Consider the following 17,741-nt stretch of genomic DNA (forward strand, 5'->3'; position numbering starts at 1 on the left):
GCACGGCCATGCTCTCGTTAGGGAAAGCATGGCCGTGTATAAAGCATTAATTCTGTTTAGCAGACTAATCTTTGAATTATACTTACACATAAAAAATGCGCTTCAGTGTTGAAGCGCATTTTTGTGGTCAGAACGAACGCTTGACCAGCTTAGGCTTTGATTGTGGCATAGGGAACACATTGGCGTGCCTGTTTCAGGATCGGGAATAATATGGGCGCGCACGCCGAAGACCTGCTCAAGGATTGTTGGATTCAGAGTGGTCAAGGGCGAGCCATCGCTCATAATCGTGCCGCGTTGGAGCACCACCAGCCGATCAGCATAGCGCGCAGCTTGATTCAGGTCGTGCAAGACCACGGCGATGGTCATGCCACTAGTGGATAGCAACCTTTGATAATTAATGCGATTTTTCTGTATAACAGAATAATTCGTATTATAAACTTCCTTTAATTCAGCACACTGAGGCTGGTTGCGTAGCGGTTGGCGCGGCGAGCGCTAGATCATGATCCACATGCAGCGGAAGTTGCACGCTCACACATAGCCCACCAGCCTCACGTGGTGTCAGCGTAAGCAGGCCATCGTGGGCTTGAACAATACTTTTAACAATCGCCAAGCCAAGCCCCATGCCAGCATGGCTCGTCTGGATGCGCTCGCTACCACGGCGAAACGGCTCCACCAGCGTCGCCACCACACTTGGGCTAAGCTTCTCGCCGCTATTCTCGACTTTCAGCAACACCATGTTGTGCTCGACGCTGGTTGTGACCCAAATCCAGCCCCGTTCTGGCAGATTATGCACAATTGCGTTATGCAAAAGGTTCATCATCACTTGCAGCAAAAGCGGCGCTGAGCCGATGGTCGGCGCTAGCTCGCCACATGTTTCAATGCTCAGACCGCGTTGTTCCGCCAACGGCAACAACGTTTCAGTCGCTTCATCGGCAATCAACGAGAGATCGACCGGTTCGGGCGTAAACGAGCGCTGATCGGCGCGACTGAGCATCAGCAAAGCTTCAGTTAAGTTGATTGCGCGCGCATTGACCGTATGCAGCCGCTCGATCAGCTCGGTGGTGATGCGATTTGGGTCGCTGCGTGCCACATCGAGCAGGGTTTGGGTAATCGCCAAAGGTGTGCGTAATTCATGCGAGGCATTGGCGGCAAAGCGCCGCTGTTCGCCAACATGGGCTTCGAGCCGCACCAGCATTGCATCAAAACTATCAGCAAGTTCGCGAAACTCATCATTGCTGCCTTCTAAGCCAATGCGATGGGTCAGTGAACCGCTGGCAACCTTGCGCGTGGCATCAGTAATTCGTGCCAAGGGAGCCAGCATGCGGCCAGCCAAAAACCAGCCGCCAACCAAACCAAAGAGCCATAAAAACGATAAAACCGCAGAGGCGCGGGCAACTGGCTCCCGCAACATGTCGGGAACATAGCGCCCCAGCGCAGTAATCGCCGCATCAGGCACATAATAAAAGACCCCGATTGCCGCCACCATCAAAATTCCGGCAAAGATTAACAGGCCAGCATAGCTAATCGTCAGCTTGAGCCGAACGCTCAATCCATCGGGCCTAGCCACGTTCAGATCCTTCATTTATGTCAATTCGATAACCAACCCCAGGCACGGTGGCGATCAGCCATGGCTCGCCCAGCCGTTTGCGCAAGCCAGAGACGGTAATCCGCACGGCGTTGGTAAATGGGTCTGCATGCTCATCCCAAGCACGTTCCAACAACTCTTCGGCGCTCACAATTCCGCCTTCGGTTGCCACGAGCACCTCAAGCACCGCAAATTGCTTGCGGGTCAGCGCAATATAGCGGCCATCGCGATAGACCTCACGGCGAAAAACATCAAGCCGCAAGCCAGCAAGTTCGCGCACTGGTGGCCGATTATGAGCACGCCGTCGATCAAGCGCACGCAGCCGCAACACCAATTCTTGCAGCGCAAATGGCTTGGTCAAGTAATCGTCAGCGCCAAGTTCAAACCCAGAAGCCTTGTCATCAAGCCGATCGGCAGCAGTCAACATCAGAATCGGCATGCCACTGCCAGAGGCAACAATTAATTTGGCAATTTCATCGCCAGAAGGGCCAGGAATATCGCGGTCAAGCACCACAATATCGTAGGGATTGAGATCTAATAACTCCAGCGCGGTATCGCCATCGCCGGCAGTGTCGGCGGCAATGGCTGCCAAACGTAGGCCATCACGAATCGCCTCGGCTAAATAGGGTTCATCTTCAACAATTAAGACCCGCATGGGCAAATGCTCCTGTTGGTTAATAGCGCACAGTATAGCAGCCCAAGCATATCAGCAGCATATCGAAAATTTGATACGTTCTGGCAACACCAGCCTTGCTATCCTAGCGCCATGATGTATCACAAACCAACCCAAAATCCAACCCGTCGGATTCTCTGGTTGCTGGTAGCCGGATTGCTCAGCGTCGCAGCGTTTGGCGCATTCCGCAGCTTCCAACTTCGCATGCCAGGGTTCGACCAAACCGCGATTCTGATCGACGGCCCACCGACCGAGACTGCCCTGAGCTTGCTTCCATCACCGCAGCCAGCTGCTGCAACCGCAGTGCCAGCAACCGCCACGCCAGAGTTTGAAGCAACCAGCGAGCCAACGCCGCCCAGCGAAATGCTTGCGCCGCCCAGCGATCCGCCACAGTTTGAGCACAATGGCGAAATTGGCATTGCTGATGGCATCGTGCCCGAGGGCACAACCGTGTTTGATAGCGATCTGCCAGCAATCGCCAACCTTGACCCAACCCTGTTGAATGCGTTGCGCCAAGCTGCCAACGACGCTGCCGAAAATGATGTTGTGTTCTATGTAACCAGTGGCTGGCGTTCTCCAGCCTATCAAAATCAATTGCTAGAGGAGGCAATTGTTAACTATGGTTCTGAGACCGAAGCTGCGCGTTGGGTCGCAAGCCCAGCAACATCAACCCATGTCGCAGGCTTGGCGGTCGATATTGGCCCCTACAAAGCCCTCGATTGGCTGATTCAACATGGCGATGATTTCGGATTATGTCAAATCTATGGGAACGAAGTTTGGCACTACGAATATCGTGCAGAAGCAATTGAATCGGGCTGCCCAGAAATGTATCTCGACCCAACCCACGATCCACGAATGCAGCCATGATCTGAGCAAACCAGCATGTTTGGCAGAGAAATCGTGGAAATTCTCAAGGTAAGCCAGAGCAGAAGCCAATCGCAGCCAAGAGACCCAAACCCTGATGACAAAGTTGTTTTTCTATGGGTTTCTCAGTTTAATTACCCTGATCAGCGTAATCAATATGCTCAATACACTTGATACTAGCATCAAGCTGCGGCGGCGCGAAATTGCCATGCTCCGATCGGTTGGGCTAACCCAAGCAGGATTCGCCCGCATGCTGCGTTACGAAAGTTTGTTTTATGGCCTAACTGCACTGCTGTGTGGGCTGCCGCTAGCAATTGCGCTTAGTGGTGTTCTCTATTATCAATTTGGCATGGTCGGGAGCTTTGGCTTTAGCGTGCCTTGGGGTGCGATTGAGGTCTGTAGCGTCGCCATTCTTGGCTTGGTGTATGCCACAATGCAGCGGGCTGGGGCGCAGCTGCGCAACGACAACATTATCGAAACAATCTTCAACCTTTCCGCCGATCCGCGTGCGGATGGCCAAACTTAGGCGCAGCTGCGCAACGACAACATTATCGAAACAATCAAACAGAATATAGCTAGATTAAAGCCTACAGGCTTGTGGTAAAAATTCCACAAGCCTGTACGTTTGAGCAATTGAGCAGCAGTTTACACCTCGACCCGGGTGCCAATCTCGATGGTTGACGTTGGCGGCAGGCTGAAGAAATCGGCGGCGCTGGTTGAATTTTGCAGCATCACTGCATACAACCGTTCGCGCCAAAGCGCCATGCCAGGTAATTGCTTGCTTGCAATAACCTTCGTCCGATTGACAAAATAGGTTGTTTGCTCGGGATCGAATGGCAGCCCAGGGATTGTTGCCTTGGCCAAGGCGTTGGGCACATCGGGATCTTCCATAAAACCAAAGAAAATCGTCAAGGTCTGGAAGCCATGGCTGGCCTCCCCAAGCAAAAAGCGCTCGTGCTCTTCGACGTGCGGCACTTGGCGATATTCAACCGTCACCAAGAGAATATGTTGGTGCAGCACCCCGTTGTGGCGCATGTTGGCCAACAATGCCTCAGGTGCACCATCACGCCGCGCACTCAGGAAAATCGCGGTTCCAGGCACGCGCACTGGCGGATCGTGGGCAATGCGGTTGGTCAATTCGGAAAGCAATTGATCGCTACTGGCGCGTTCGGCTACCAAGTGCTGACCGCGCTTCCACGTGGTCATGATCGTGAATAAGACCACCGCAACCACCAAGGGGAACCAGCCACCATGGGGAATTTTGACCGCATTGGCAATCAAAAAGCCCATATCAATCACCAAAAAGAACCCAGTCAGCGAGCCAGCCTTCAAGGCACTCCAACCCCAGTGTTCACGGGCTACCACATAGAAAATAATCGAGGTAATTGCCATCGTCGAAGTAACTGCAATCCCATAGGCAGCAGCCAAATTCGATGAGGTTTGGAAGGCAATCACCACCAGAATACAAGCCACCATCAGCAACCAGTTAACCACCGGAATATAGATTTGGCCGTATTCGGTGCGCGAGGTGTGCAAGGTGCGAGTCCGCGGCAAAAAGCCAAGTTGGCTGGCTTGCATCGTAATCGAAAACGCACCTGAGATCAGCGCCTGCGAGGCAATCACGGTTGCCAGAGTGGCCAGAATAACCAACGGGTACAAAGCCCATGAGGGAGCCATGCGAAAAAACGAATGTTCGACCGCTTCTGGCTCGCGAATCAGCAAGGCAGCTTGGCCCATATAATTGAGCAACAAGGCTGGCAGCACCACCACATACCAAGCAATGCGAATTGGCCGCCGCCCAAAGTGGCCCATATCGGCGTAGAGTGCTTCGCCGCCAGTCACCACCAAGAACACGCTGCCCAGCACCAGAAAGCCCTTCCAGCCATTATTCTGAAAAAACTCCCAGCCATACAGCGGGTTAATCGCCCGAATGACACCTGGCTCGTGAATAATATTGACGATCCCAAGCACAGCCAGCACGGTAAACCACAGCAAGGTAATTGGCCCAAACAGCTTGCCAACGAGGGCTGTGCCAAAGCGCTGAATCAAAAACAACCCAACCAAAATCAGAATGGTCAGCGGAATAATATAGGGTTGAAAGAAGTCTGTCGCGACATTCAAGCCCTCAATCGAACTGAGCACCGAGATTGCTGGGGTAATAATGCCGTCGCCATAGAGCAGCGCCGCGCCAAAAACCCCCAACAACACGACCCATTTTTTACCAGTTGTACCAATCTGTTTAATCGGCGTGGCCAACGCGGTGAGCGCCAAAATGCCGCCCTCGCCGCGGTTATCGGCCTTGACGATAAAGATCAAATACTTAATCGTAACAACCGTGACCAAGGCCCAGAAAATTAACGAGACAACTCCAAGAATATTGGCTGGGGTCAGGGCGAGGCCATGGCCAGCGTGGAAACTTTCGCGCATTGCATAGAGTGGTGAGGTGCCAATATCGCCGTAGACGATGCCCAGCGCCGACAAGGAAAGCAGCGCGAGATAACGCCCGGTGGGAGCTGGACGGTGATGCGAGCCATGGTCATGAGTATGATCGTCATGCTCTGCCTGATCAATTGGTTGCTTTGCCTCGTGTGCCATAGATGGTTAACCGCCTTTAAACTGCGACATTCGTTCAATCGCATAGCATAGCATATGCCACTAGCAAAAAGCAGGTGCTGCTAGGCGCAAGCCACATGCTGAGCGGCGTTATTGCACAATTGCACTGCGGGTCATTTGCTGCAAAAGAGCTTCATTCGCTGCATAGCCAGATTCGGGCACAAAGCCAACGATCACGCCCAAACTGCCACCAGGACCGGGCTTGACTGTGACAAAGGCCTGCATTTTTGCTTCCTGCCCACGTACAAGCCGCACAAATTTCACAGTTCCTTCAGAGGCATTGATCACATATTCGCGTTGGGTATTGGGCGCAGCCAAGAGATTAAGCGTTTCCTCGATCGATGACTTGATGCCAGCAGCATCGTTGTTTTTACCAATGACCTTGCGCGCCAAGATCCCTTGCTCACCATCGCTTGCGGTTGAGAAAAAGACCGCGAGATCGTCACCAATCGCATATTCAGTCCAAGCCTGTGGATGCGAGACACTCATATTGGTGTTGCTATTGCGGGTCAAAATCACGCTGCTTGGGTCGATTGGCGCGGTTGGCAGGTCAACTGGGCCAGCAGGAACAGCCGTTGCATCGCTCACAACTGGCGGCGGTGCGCTTGGCTCAGTCACTGTTGTACCCACCACCCAGCCGTTAGTGCCAATATCGGCAGCGGGCAAATCGGTGTTGGCCCGCTCAGCGAGCCGAACATTCCACCAAAGGACTCCATTAACCTCGCGTGATTCGATATATTGCAGGCTATCATTAGGGTTGATATTCCCCTTCGAGTTTGAGCGTTCGTCTGGCTCAAAGCGTAAGGGCGTAGTTGCCAACGAACGGCCAAGCGGCAAATTGGGGGTTGCGGTTGGAATCGCCGCTTGGGTTGCTTGGAGCGCACGTTGGGTTGCCCGGGCAAACATTGTGGGCGCAACCGCTGTGGCCGTTGCATTATTGGCGGCATTTTGCTCATCAAGGCTCTGATTCAGCAGCCAAACCCCATAGCCTAAGCCACCAGCAATCCCAAGCACTAGTAAGGTTTGCAGCAAAACACCGAGTGGGCCCTGTTGACGCGGCCCCTTAGCCGAAAAGTTCGCATCCCAATCATTGGGGTCAATTTTACTTGGCACTGGTCGCCTCCCATGTGAACACTTGCACGCGCAACAGTATACGTTAAAAGTGCAATTTTGGGATAACAACCTGCGCCTACATGGCTAAACTATTATGACAAGTAATCAACATTGTTGCCCACTTACAGCCCAAATATAAATATTGATCTCTAGGGCAATGCGCCCCACGCATTCAATCGATCGCTTGGCGGGCAAAGTGGTCAAGCATCTGCTTGAGGGTTGGGGTTAGGGCAACTGGTAGGCGGTAGAACACATGCTCCTTACGGCCACCAATCTTATTGAGCGTCACATTCATCGTCGCATCTGCATGAAAGAAAAAACTTATACTTGCCTGCTCCATTCGTAAATTGTGCCGCCGTGATCGCGATAGGATCAAGGTTACTAAGGAATGACCTGCCCGAAAAAGCCGATCATAGCCTGCACGCTGCAATATTCCAACGAAACGCTGCCCAATTGGGGCAATCGGCCAATTGAAGTCCGCATAAAACTCAGCCATGCGATCCCAGCTTACGATAAACTCGGCCTCAATCCCTTGCCCAGCTTCATAGTAGCGCGCAAGCTTCCCGACTGAAAGCCATGGAAATTCTTGTTCTAAGGCGCTCGGTGCCGCCGAATCGATCAGCCAGCGCCGGAGCATTACAGCAAGATCAGCACTCTGGATCACCGGAAATTGAAAGAGTGGGCAGTCATCCCAGAGAAAATGTGCGTCTGGCTGTTCATTGTGGCCATAAAATTTGATACGACAACTCCGCGTTGAATTCTGGGCGACCAGATCGTACATTCGTCGGTGGAAGCGATCGTGGTCGTGCTTGAGCAGAGCGCTGAGGGTGTGATCATGCTCAATAAGCTTAGCTTCAAGATCACCGAGGGCACGAATCTTCCGATCAATAAATTCGCCATGGGTATATAATTCAGCGCGATCAGCACCATGCAACCATGCAGCAATTGGGTGATACAGATCGCTGGCGTGCGCTGTCCAGCCATCGGCAACAGTTGAATCGGCGTTCTGGAATCCGATCCAATAGGGCATCACATTCCTTGGATAAACGCTAATCTTACATGCACGGTTTGCAGTTTGGATAGTACATGACCTATTCACACCGTTCCCTTGGATAGCAATGCTCGAAACGGAAGAGGATGCAGCGAATCGCGTCATTAACTCAGTATAGACATGCTGAGCAAGAATCTCGTCCTCATTGACCCCGGCCATTGCACCACCTCCCGATCAATTCAACATCTGTGGTGTTAGTATACACCGAGCTTAGGTTTGGTTTTTGTTGGTTTAACAGTAACAGGAAAATTCTGTGAAACAGACTTATTTGTATCAATATAAAATTAAGATGACAGCAGCCAACTCCTCGCGTAGAATAAATTACCTGTTGGATAGATCGTTGGAGAACTGCCATGAACCGAACCGACCGTTTGCTCGCAATTGTGCTGGAGTTGCAGGCGCACGGGCGACGGCGCGCCGAGGATTTAGCCAAAACCTTCGAGATCAGCAAGCGCACAATTTATCGTGATATTCAAGCGCTCTGTGAAGCTGGCGTACCCGTAGTGGCCGCAGCAGGCCAAGGCTATTCGCTGGTTGAAGGCTATTTTCTGCCGCCCCTGCGTTTTAGCCCCGATGAGGCAATGATGTTGCTCTTGGGAGCCGACCTGATGGCCGCAAGCTTCGATGCTGAGTATCGCCAAGCAGCCCATGCCGCCGCACGCAAAATCGCCGGCGCACTGCCAGAGCAACAACGCGCCGAGGTTAAATCGCTTCGAACCACAATTCGCTTTGTGCCAGGCGGCGCGGCCAACCAGCACGAAACTAGCCTCTTGCCGCAACTCCGACGCGCAATCGTGGCCAAACAACGAATACGCATGACCTATCAAGCCCGCCATGGAGCCGCTGCTCTTGAGCGCGAAGTCAATCCATATGGCTTAATTCACACGGGCAAGAGTTGGTACATTATTGGGTTTTGTATGTTACGTCAAGCTATTCGCGCCTTTCGGATTGAGCGCATAGCCGAGTTACGCGTTATGAGCAGCAACTTTGAACGGCCTAGCAACTTCAGCCTCGACGAGGATCAACGCAATGATCGCATGTTGCGCATCAGGGTGTTGTTTGACCATGAAAGTGCGGCTTGGGTGCGCGAGGAACCTTCGTTTTATGCAGTGGCTCACGAGCCATGTGATGCTGGGTTGTTGGTAACGCTGCTTGCCCGCAATGAACACGATGTCACGCAGTGGCTGCTCAGTTGGGGCGCGCATGTCCAAATCTTGGAGCCAGATTCGCTGCGCCAGCGGCTTGCCATCGAAGTTGAACGAATGTTGGAAAATTACCAAAATAGCAAATTGCTACTGACATAGGGTTGTCACTCAGCCGAGTTATGCTCAGTGCATATCGATTTTCAGGAGGATATATGCACAACGCAATTACTTGGTTTGAGATTCCAGCTACCGATTTTTCACGCGCCGTCGGTTTTTACAGCACCATCCTCGCGCAAGCTATTCGCGAAGACGATTTTATGGGCATTCCGCATGGCTTTTTCGCTGCCGATCAGCGTGGCGTAGGTGGAGCTATTGTGGCTCCCCACGATGCAACGCCTGCCAGTGGTGGCACCCTGATTTACATTAATGCTGGCCAAGAACTGGAGCAAATCGTCGCGCGGATTGCTCCAGCAGGCGGCACGGTCGTGCTCGATAAAACTCCAATCGGCCCACAAGGCTGGATGGCAATTTTTATCGATACCGAAGGCAACCGGATTGGCTTGCACCAACCAGCTGCCAACTAAAATAGCTACGCCACGCAGGCGCGCTGAACATATCAGCGCGCCTGCAAATCTTCAATTGCATGCTCCAAGTTAACCCCTCGCCCGCAAATGAGCGAGGGGTTTTGGCTTAAATCACATTCTAGGCAAATAAAATAATCGAACGCAAACTATCAAGGGTCTGTTGAATCGCCTGCGGAATAATCCCATCGTTGGTAATATCGCTAACGATCGCACTAATGTGTTGGTCGAGCGCTTGTTCATCGTCGTTCCAAATGTAGGGGCGTTCGTGCGATGCAGGTCGGCCAACTACCTCGCGCATGGCAGTGTAGAGTTTGGCCGTCATGGGCGAAAGCGTTTCAAGCGCGTTATAGTGGCCAGCAATTTTATAGGTGCGTAAATCAACAGCTTGCACCCCAAAAATCAAGGCAATTGCAATATATTGTTGCAAGGTTTCGATCGTTTGGCGCGCCAAGTTGGCCGAGCCAAAGCCTTGACTATTGATATTTTGATTAAACTGCTCAGCGTGGGTTGGGAAGCGATCGGCCAACGAGTTGCCCAAAAAGCCCAGCACCGGCATAATCGAGTTGCCCGAAATTTGCAAACCCTTGAGGCCCATATTGACTTTACGGCTGGAATTGCCGACCAATGAGGCTGGCAAGCCATTATTGAACTGCGGCGAAACCAACAAAGCAATTTGCACATCAAGATGTTTGGCCATCAGCCCCATGTAATAGCGCAATTGATCCATGCCAACGCCAATATACTGGCCGAGGAAATTGCCGCCATGATAGCTGGCCTGATCTTCGGTATTAATCAAGGGATTATCGTTGGCCGAGTTAATTTCAACCCGCAAATGATGGGTAATATAGGCCATGCCATCGATAATTGGCCCCAAAAACTGTGGCAAACAGCGCAACGAATAGCGATCTTGAATCAAATCGCCTTCGCGATATTCGTGCCGGCCATCAAGTTCATCGCGCGATAACACCGAGCCATCGAGAATTTGCAACATATGGTCGGCAGCCCAAACCTGGCCAGTATGCGCTTTGTGAGCATGAATAAATGGGTGGAACGATTGATTGGTGCCTTGCAAACCTTGAATCATCAAGCCATGAATATTCAAGGCCAAACCCAGCAAGTTGCGGGCATCGTGCAAGACATTGGATGCAATCCCGGTCATCACTGAAGTGCCATTCATCATTGCCAAACCTTCTTTGGGCAACAATTGCATGCGCGGCAAATTCAGGCGTTCCAAGGCCGAGATACAATCCATTTCCTCGCCATCAAAATCGACCCGAAATGCTGCATCAGTGCCCAGCAAGGCCCCAGTAATGCTGATCAATGGCACTAGATCGCCGCTCGCGCCAATCGAGCCAAATTCACGCACATGCGGCGTAACATTGGCATTCAAAAAGGTCATCATGCGTTGAATAATTTCCAACCGAATGCCCGAAACCCCGCGCATATGCGAATTGGCGCGCAACAACATGGCAGCCCGCACATCGGCCAAGGGCAATAATTTACCAGCGCCAGTTTTATGATACCAAATGGCATTATTCTGCAAATCGGCAGCTTCTTCTGGCGAAATAACCACATCGGCCATGCCCCCAAAGCCAGTCGTCACGCCATACACTGGCTTGCTCGCTTTGACCGCATCATTAATATAGGCACACGAGGCAGCAATCCGGTTCACAATATCAGGATGATCGCTGAGGCCCACGGTTGCATGATGGCGGGCTACCCGAACAACATCCTCAATGGTTAGGCCTGCTCCTGTTAGGGTTACTTGATTGCGCATAGGGTTCTCCGACGATGAATTGGTTGATAGTCGCTCTAACATTGTCCTAAACCTTTCGAACCTAGGCTCCTGCCTCGTTGCGTAAGAGCCGCTTTAACACTTTGCCGGTCGGGTTTTTGGGAATGGAATCAACAACCTTGATTGCGGTGGGCACTTTGAAACTCGCCATATGCTTGCGACAATAGGCGATAATTTCTTGAATTGTGCGCTGCTGATCTGGTTTGAAGACCACTTGGGCCTCGACCCGTTCACCAGTGATGGCATCAGCGACCCCATACACTGCAACTTCCGCAATCTCTGGGAGTTGGAAAATGACATTTTCAACTTCAGCGGGATAGACTTTAAGCCCAGCAACATTGATCATATCTTTCAAGCGATCAACGATGAAGAGATAGCCATGCTGATCTTTTTTGCCAAGATCGCCAGTATGAAACCAGCCATTGCGAATCGCTTGCTCGGTTGCAGCTGGATTATTCCAATAGCCGAGCATGACGTTCGGGCCACGGATAATAATTTCGCCAACTTGATCAGGCAGCACTTCGACATCTGTTTCAAGATCGACGATTTTTATGTCAACATCCTCGATTGGCGTGCCAACTGAGCCTAATTGATAGCGCGAACTATGATTGTAGGCAGCAAATGGGGAAGTTTCGGTTAAACCATAGCCTTCATAAATTGGCAGCTTGTATTTTGCCTGCCAACGCTGAGCAATCTCGACTGGCAAAATTGCTGCGCCGGAGAAGAAATAGCGCACTGGTTGCAATTGCTCAGGCTCAGTTTTATTCAGTAAGAGCAAGTAAATAGTTGGTACGCCAAAAAACATTGTCACCTGATCGGCTTGAATTGAACGAATAACCAGATCGAGGTTAAAACTACGGTGCAACACAATCGTTGCGCCTGCATTCAGCGCACTATTAAAAATTGCATTTTGGCCAAAACAGTGAAAGAGTGGTACGCATAATAATAATCTATCAGTAGATCGCATATCACAATAGCGATTTTTGGCCTGCATATTCGAAATAATATTGTTATGCGAAAGCGTTACGCCCTTGGGAAAACCAGTCGTTCCCGATGAGTAGACAATTGCAGATGGATCATGTGCTTGCATGGTACGAGCTTGGTATTGTTTTGAGGATTGCTGCATCAAACCAGCGAAACTATCAGTCGAATTAGCATCGCCAGTAACCAACACATGTTTGAGGCTTGGGCAAGCGTCAATTGGAATCAGGTGGGCTAATTCAGGTGTTGTAATAAGCGCTGTGGCTTGGCTATCGTTAACAATAAACTGAATCTCTGCGCTCTGAAGTTGCACATTCAGCGAAACGGCAATCGCCCCAAGTTTAATAATTCCAAGGTAGCCAAACATAAACTCGGGAATATTGGGCAAGAATAACGCTACTCGCTGACCAACCTGAATCCCAAGCTCGCTCAAGCCATTCGCCACTTGGTTGGCCAATTGGTCAAGTTCTTGGTAGCTATAATGGCGCTGTTCAAAGATCAAGGCGATGTTATTGGGCGTTTGGCGTTGCGCTTTTTCAAGATGCTGGGCAATATTCATCTGCGGTATGCTTCCCTATATAGCGTTATGGTTGGGCGGAGCCAACCTTCAAATGGAGTTGCAAGGCACGGCATAGGAGGCTCTTAATTGTGGTGGCAGCATGCCACCTATCAGAACCTCACGAGCGGTGAACTCAAATGCCATGAATAGCTCGGCAGCCAAGCCCGATTAGCGACTGTTGGGCGCTCCAACCTTGGCGCTGGCAAGGGTTACGAGGCAACCGTGCGGCTATTGGGTAATTTGCTTTGAATCAGTTCAAGCGCAGGCATTGCAGCTTCGAGCGCCCGAAATTCTGCGCCCATTTCCGTGACCCGTTGCTTGAAACTGGGGTTTTGAATGACATCAGTGAGCATTGTTGCGAGGCTTTGGGCCGACACTTTCGCCATTGCGCCCATCAAGCCCAGCCCATGGTAGACAACCCGCGCAGCATAGCCCGGTTGATCGCGATTACCAGGAAAAACCAGCATCGGCAGGTTGAAATACAAACATTCCTTGACTGCACCAACCCCGCCGTGGGTAATCATCACGCTGGCGCGCGGCAGAATTTGCTCTACCGAAGCCCATTGCAGCAGCTGAACATTCGCTGGCACAGCGTGAAATTCGTGGGCTTGAAATTTTGAACCAAGCGCCATAATCAACTGCCATTCAGGATGCTCGCGCAACGTATCAATGACGGTTTGAAAAAAGCGCCGACTCTGCTTGTAGATATGGCTCTGGCTGCCTAAAGTGCAGAAAATCAGCGGCTTGCTTGGGTCAATCTGCGCCCAATCAAAGGCTGCTTCCTGACGATCAAGATCGATCGATGGTTCGCAGTAGAAAATACCTTGCTCAACATTTGGTCGTGGAAAATCAAAGGCCTGAGGACAAAGCACAATTTCTGGAATCTCCAGCTGTGGTCGTAGCCGTGGAAACAAGGCGGCTGGCACAATCAGATCAGCTGGGAAACCAAAATGGGTCGCAACCTTGGTCAGCGCTTTTTGAAAATTAAAGCCCACCAAGAGATTGGTTACTTTGACCGCAATTCCGCTAAATTTCCAGGCCATGCTGGCCTTGGAAGGCGAGGCCGGGGTTGTATCGGGAATAATATTGGTCACAACTGGCGGATAATTGGCTGCTTGCGGCAAGTTAATATTAATGCTCAAACTCACCACCGCAATGCCCATATGCCGAACCATCAAGCTTAGCGGAGCCATAAAGCCGTCGATAAGACAGAGATCAGCGCCAACTTCAAGCAAACTAGCTTTGATCGAATTTTGCGGTTCAAGAACCGTTTGGCATAAGGCCCGATAAAATGCCGTATGCGAAACCTCTCGCAAGAAGCTTCTGCCGCTGGTTGTGGCAATTCGTTCAATTTGTTGTGCCCGAAAGCCGAGCGGAAATTCTTCTGGCAATAAGGCCAAATAGTCAAAGCCTTGGCTGCGAACATAGGCCTCAAAATCGGCCAGCGCCAAATAATACACCTGATGGCCTTGGGCCTTTAAGCGTTTGCCAAGCTTAAAACTGGGAATAAGATGGCCTTCTTCGGGAAACATACTGATTACAATTGTCGCCATTCAATAAAGCTCCATAGGTAGCGATTTGTATGCGTTGCGATTCCCTCACCCCACCCCTGGTCCACGCACGGACGAGGGGATTTTTGGTTAAGATCCCCTCACCCCAACCCCTCTCCCGTGGCGCGGGCGAGGGGCTTTAACGTTATGGTTCCCCCGCAATTTCTTGGCGAACCACGGATGCTCCCCCTCGCCCGCGTTCAGTGGGAGAGGCGGTCGGGGGATGAGGGGATCAATCGTGCTAGGCAACTCCTTGGCGGAACGAACGCACAGCCCAGAAAACGCCCAAAAATGCTAAGACACCCATCACCACAAAGCCTTGCCAAACCGCCGGATTGCTAAACTGGCCAATGAATAAGGCCCGTGAGGCATCAACCGCATAGGCAAAGGGGTTAACCCCCGCCACATTTTGAATCCAGTTTGGGGCTAAAGTAAGCGGCAAGGTAATGCCTGAGAGTAATAAAATCGGCAAAATCAAAAAGTTAAGTACCGAAGCCACCGCATTTTCATCTTGCAAAATGAGCGCGACAGCATAGGAGCACGACGAAACCAGCAACCCAAGCAGCACTACAATCAACATTGACAGCGCTACGCCAGCAGGATCAGCGCGCAGACCCATGAGCCATGCCACGCCAACCAGCACCGCCGCTTGCAGCAGCAACATCACCACATCGCGCAGCAAACGCCCAAGCACCAAGGCCAAACGACTCAGCGGCGTAACCCGCATACGTTCCAAAACGCCGGCGCGCAGCTCAGCAATAAAGCCAAATACCACGAACAATGCCCCAGTAATCCCCAACATCACCAGCAAACCAGGCGTAAACACGCCAATTGCGCCGCCCTCGGGAAAGCCCTCGGTATTGGCGATTGGCTCTAGCAACGGGGCAAAGAGCAGCAATTGCACAATTGGCTGAAAAAGGCCGACAATAACCATCACTGGGTTGCGCATGGTCATGGTGAAATAATGCTTAAACAGCAACCATGTATCACGGAGCGATTGCATTGAATATCCTCATTAGTTGGCAGACTCACGTAATGAACGACCAGTTTGCTTAAGAAATACATCATCAAGCGATGGGCGCGAAAGCTCGACGGTTTGCACCTGCACATTGGCATCATCAATCAGTCGGAGAATCTTCGGCAGTGCCTCTGCGCCTCGATCAACAACCAAGCGAATTGCTTGCTCATCGTATTCGAGCGAGTGGATATAGCTCTGTTCTTGTAACAGCGCTTGAACCTGCTGGCCAGTTTCGGGCTGAAATTGCAAGCCAAGCGTGATCGTATCGCCAACAATTTGGCGTTTGAGCGCATCGGGCGTACCTTCAACTACAATTCGGCCATCATCGATAATTGCCAACCGCTGACATAGCGCATCGGCTTCATCAAGATAATGGGTGGTCATAAAAACGGTTGTGCCTTCAGCATTAAGCCGCCGCACCTCTGTCCACAACCAAGCCCGACTTTGCGGGTCAAGCGCAGCAGTTGGTTCGTCGAGCAATAACAGTTTTGGCTTATGGACCATGCCCAGCGCCAAATCGAGGCGGCGGCGTTGGCCACCGGAGTAACTGCTGCTTGGGCGATCAGCAATTTGCTCAAGATCCAGCGCCGCAAGTAGCTCTTTGGCCCGTACAACCGCATCGGGCAAGCTCAGGCCATAAAAACGACCTTGCAGAATCAAATTTTCTCGGGCTGTCGATGCGCCTTCAGCGCCCCCATCCTGGCTCACATAGCCAATTTTTTCGCGAACTTGGCGCGAATTGGTGAAAAGATCAATGCCGGCAATCGTTGCTTGGCCACTGCTCGGTTTAAGCAACGTGGTCAACATGCGCATGGTTGTGGTTTTGCCAGCCCCATTCGGCCCGAGAAATCCAAAAATCTCGCCTGCTTGAACACTCATCGTTACGCCTTTGACGGCTTCGACTAAGCGTCCGCGCACGCGAAAACTTTTGGCCAATTCCTTGGTTTCAAGAATAATCATCAAGCTGCTCCGTTGAGGTTCAGGTGGGATAGCCAGTTTTCTGCATTGGAAGCCTCGACCGCCTGCTGGATATGTTGCCTGAGCAACCAAACAACGACGAGGAATTGGCGGCGAACCTGCGGCAAAATCAAGCCAGCTGGTTCGCCCAACGATGGGTATCAGAGTTGCAAGTGCGCCAAAGCTAGAATGTTGTAATGAATGGCGCGTAGGATGAGCGCTGGGAGCATTTCCAGTATTTGAGCACGAGAAATAGCTGCAAAGCGCCGCGACTACTCAGCTTTATTGGCGTTAACTCGCCGCACGATCTGCATAATTACGGTGCTCACAATGCCTGCGCCCAACGAAGCCAAACCAGCTTTACGGGTTTGACCGCTTGAGCGTAAGAGCCGCACCAGCATTTGAGTGCTCAACACACCCAAGCCAGTTGCCGCCAGCACATCGCTTTGGGAGCGCACGCTCAGCCGGTCGCGGTCGGTCGCGATTGAGGCCAAAAAGACCCCAAGCAAACAGTAGGAAGAGCCAGACATGTTGATGAGCACTGTGTCGTTGTCTGCTTGAGGCGCAGTAACCAGCAATGGCACAAAAATGCCCAGCCGCACTGCCGAAAACGCTAAGCTGAATGATTGAAAACGGGTGGTTGCTGTGCCCAAAATCCCCATTGCAGCACTTTCGCGCAAGGCTTGGGCAAAACTAGGGTGAACCAAGCTATAGGTCAAAATCCGCCAAACTTGGCCCGCATTGACCTGCGATTTTTGAAATGCACCCCAAGCAACTTGGGCTTGCGGATTGGCGACATCATCGCCAGATTTAACTGCGTTGAGCAAGGCACTCAGGCCACTCAAGCCATATAGCACGGCAACTTTGGCCACACTATCGGTTACAGGAACCAACAATGTGCCAACGCTCAGCGAATCGGCATCGGCGGTCGCTGTTGGCGAACGAGGTTCAAGGGTTGCATGTTCAAGCAACGTCATGATCTGTTTGGTGGCCTGCAAACCCAGCCCGATGATGCGGAAGCGTTCAAAAATATTCATGCTGTCGTTGTTACTCCTCAATTGATTGGCTAGCTAATCCAGCTAACGTCCTCAATCTACGTGCTTACCCAGTGACCCCTCGCCATGGTCAGCATGTGTTTGGTATCACAACCGAAGCTGAGAACATAATGTAGTTCTGTGACGCAGCTTTGGCTGATAACACTGGTATTCGGCAGCTGATAGCCCTACAACAGTGCGCTAGATGATTAAACTATA

Annotated in this window: 16 protein-coding genes; 4 read left to right on the forward strand and 12 right to left on the reverse strand. The window is 51.6% G+C overall.

The features are described from left to right. Positions 1 to 102: 102 nt before the first annotated feature. The 3 genes from JOD20_RS09990 to JOD20_RS10000 all read right to left on the reverse strand — a co-directional run bounded on the left by JOD20_RS09990 (position 103) and on the right by JOD20_RS10000 (position 2,240). Positions 103 to 366, reverse strand: coding sequence for an ATP-binding cassette domain-containing protein (locus JOD20_RS09990; RefSeq protein WP_204755129.1), 264 nt, complete (start codon positions 364 to 366; stop codon positions 103 to 105). 82 nt (positions 367 to 448) lie between these two features. After that, entirely contained in the window at positions 449 to 1,567 is a 1,119-nt protein-coding gene (locus JOD20_RS09995) for an ATP-binding protein (protein ID WP_204755130.1), read from the reverse strand. Next, positions 1,560 to 2,240: a response regulator transcription factor gene (locus JOD20_RS10000; RefSeq protein ID WP_204755131.1), complete on the reverse strand. Its 681-nt coding sequence runs from the start codon at positions 2,238 to 2,240 to the stop codon at positions 1,560 to 1,562. The genes JOD20_RS09995 and JOD20_RS10000 overlap by 8 nt, the downstream gene beginning before the upstream one ends. Positions 2,241 to 2,351: 111 nt before the next feature. Here JOD20_RS10000 and JOD20_RS10005 point away from each other — a divergent pair, with 111 nt between their 5' ends. Further along, positions 2,352 to 3,125: a M15 family metallopeptidase gene (locus tag JOD20_RS10005; protein ID WP_204755132.1), complete on the forward strand. Its 774-nt coding sequence runs from the start codon at positions 2,352 to 2,354 to the stop codon at positions 3,123 to 3,125. Between the two features lie 94 nt (positions 3,126 to 3,219). Then, complete coding sequence (locus JOD20_RS10010) at positions 3,220 to 3,648, forward strand: ABC transporter permease (RefSeq protein ID WP_204755133.1); 429 nt, start codon at positions 3,220 to 3,222, stop codon at positions 3,646 to 3,648. 119 nt (positions 3,649 to 3,767) lie between these two features. Here JOD20_RS10010 and JOD20_RS10015 read toward each other — a convergent pair whose 3' ends face one another. The 3 genes from JOD20_RS10015 to JOD20_RS10025 all read right to left on the reverse strand — a co-directional run bounded on the left by JOD20_RS10015 (position 3,768) and on the right by JOD20_RS10025 (position 7,878). Then, positions 3,768 to 5,717, reverse strand: a complete 1,950-nt coding sequence (locus JOD20_RS10015; RefSeq protein ID WP_239583811.1) for a potassium transporter Kup — start codon at positions 5,715 to 5,717, stop codon at positions 3,768 to 3,770. 108 nt (positions 5,718 to 5,825) lie between these two features. Then, a complete protein-coding gene (locus tag JOD20_RS10020; RefSeq protein WP_204755134.1) occupies positions 5,826 to 6,848 on the reverse strand; it encodes a hypothetical protein in 1,023 nt (340 codons plus the stop codon). Positions 6,849 to 7,020: 172 nt separating this feature from the next. Then, entirely contained in the window at positions 7,021 to 7,878 is an 858-nt protein-coding gene (locus tag JOD20_RS10025) for a hypothetical protein (protein WP_204755135.1), read from the reverse strand. 374 nt (positions 7,879 to 8,252) lie between these two features. On the opposite strand from JOD20_RS10025, the gene JOD20_RS10030 reads away from it, so the two are divergent. Further along, on the forward strand, positions 8,253 to 9,203 hold the full coding sequence (locus JOD20_RS10030; protein WP_204755136.1) for a helix-turn-helix transcriptional regulator: 951 nt from the start codon (positions 8,253 to 8,255) through the stop codon (positions 9,201 to 9,203). 53 nt (positions 9,204 to 9,256) lie between these two features. After that, positions 9,257 to 9,628 (forward strand): VOC family protein, encoded by a 372-nt coding sequence (locus tag JOD20_RS10035; RefSeq protein ID WP_204755137.1) that lies wholly within the window; start codon positions 9,257 to 9,259, stop codon positions 9,626 to 9,628. 118 nt (positions 9,629 to 9,746) lie between these two features. Here the strand turns inward: JOD20_RS10035 and JOD20_RS10040 are convergent, their stop codons facing one another. From JOD20_RS10040 to JOD20_RS10065, 6 genes are all read right to left on the reverse strand, one after another. After that, a complete protein-coding gene (locus JOD20_RS10040) occupies positions 9,747 to 11,405 on the reverse strand; it encodes an HAL/PAL/TAL family ammonia-lyase (protein ID WP_204755138.1) in 1,659 nt (552 codons plus the stop codon). Positions 11,406 to 11,466: 61 nt separating this feature from the next. Next, positions 11,467 to 12,963: a class I adenylate-forming enzyme family protein gene (locus JOD20_RS10045; RefSeq protein ID WP_204755139.1), complete on the reverse strand. Its 1,497-nt coding sequence runs from the start codon at positions 12,961 to 12,963 to the stop codon at positions 11,467 to 11,469. Positions 12,964 to 13,172: 209 nt separating this feature from the next. Next, complete coding sequence (locus JOD20_RS10050; protein ID WP_204755140.1) at positions 13,173 to 14,516, reverse strand: glycosyltransferase; 1,344 nt, start codon at positions 14,514 to 14,516, stop codon at positions 13,173 to 13,175. A gap of 238 nt (positions 14,517 to 14,754) precedes the next feature. After that, positions 14,755 to 15,516: an ABC transporter permease gene (locus JOD20_RS10055; protein ID WP_204755141.1), complete on the reverse strand. Its 762-nt coding sequence runs from the start codon at positions 15,514 to 15,516 to the stop codon at positions 14,755 to 14,757. Between the two features lie 12 nt (positions 15,517 to 15,528). Beyond that, on the reverse strand, positions 15,529 to 16,491 hold the full coding sequence (locus JOD20_RS10060) for an ATP-binding cassette domain-containing protein (RefSeq protein WP_204755142.1): 963 nt from the start codon (positions 16,489 to 16,491) through the stop codon (positions 15,529 to 15,531). 269 nt (positions 16,492 to 16,760) lie between these two features. Next, positions 16,761 to 17,525: a rhomboid family intramembrane serine protease gene (locus JOD20_RS10065; protein WP_204755143.1), complete on the reverse strand. Its 765-nt coding sequence runs from the start codon at positions 17,523 to 17,525 to the stop codon at positions 16,761 to 16,763. Positions 17,526 to 17,741 lie beyond the last annotated feature (216 nt).

It is taken from the genome of Herpetosiphon giganteus (genome assembly GCF_016907925.1).
GTDB lineage: Bacteria > Chloroflexota > Chloroflexia > Chloroflexales > Herpetosiphonaceae > Herpetosiphon > Herpetosiphon giganteus.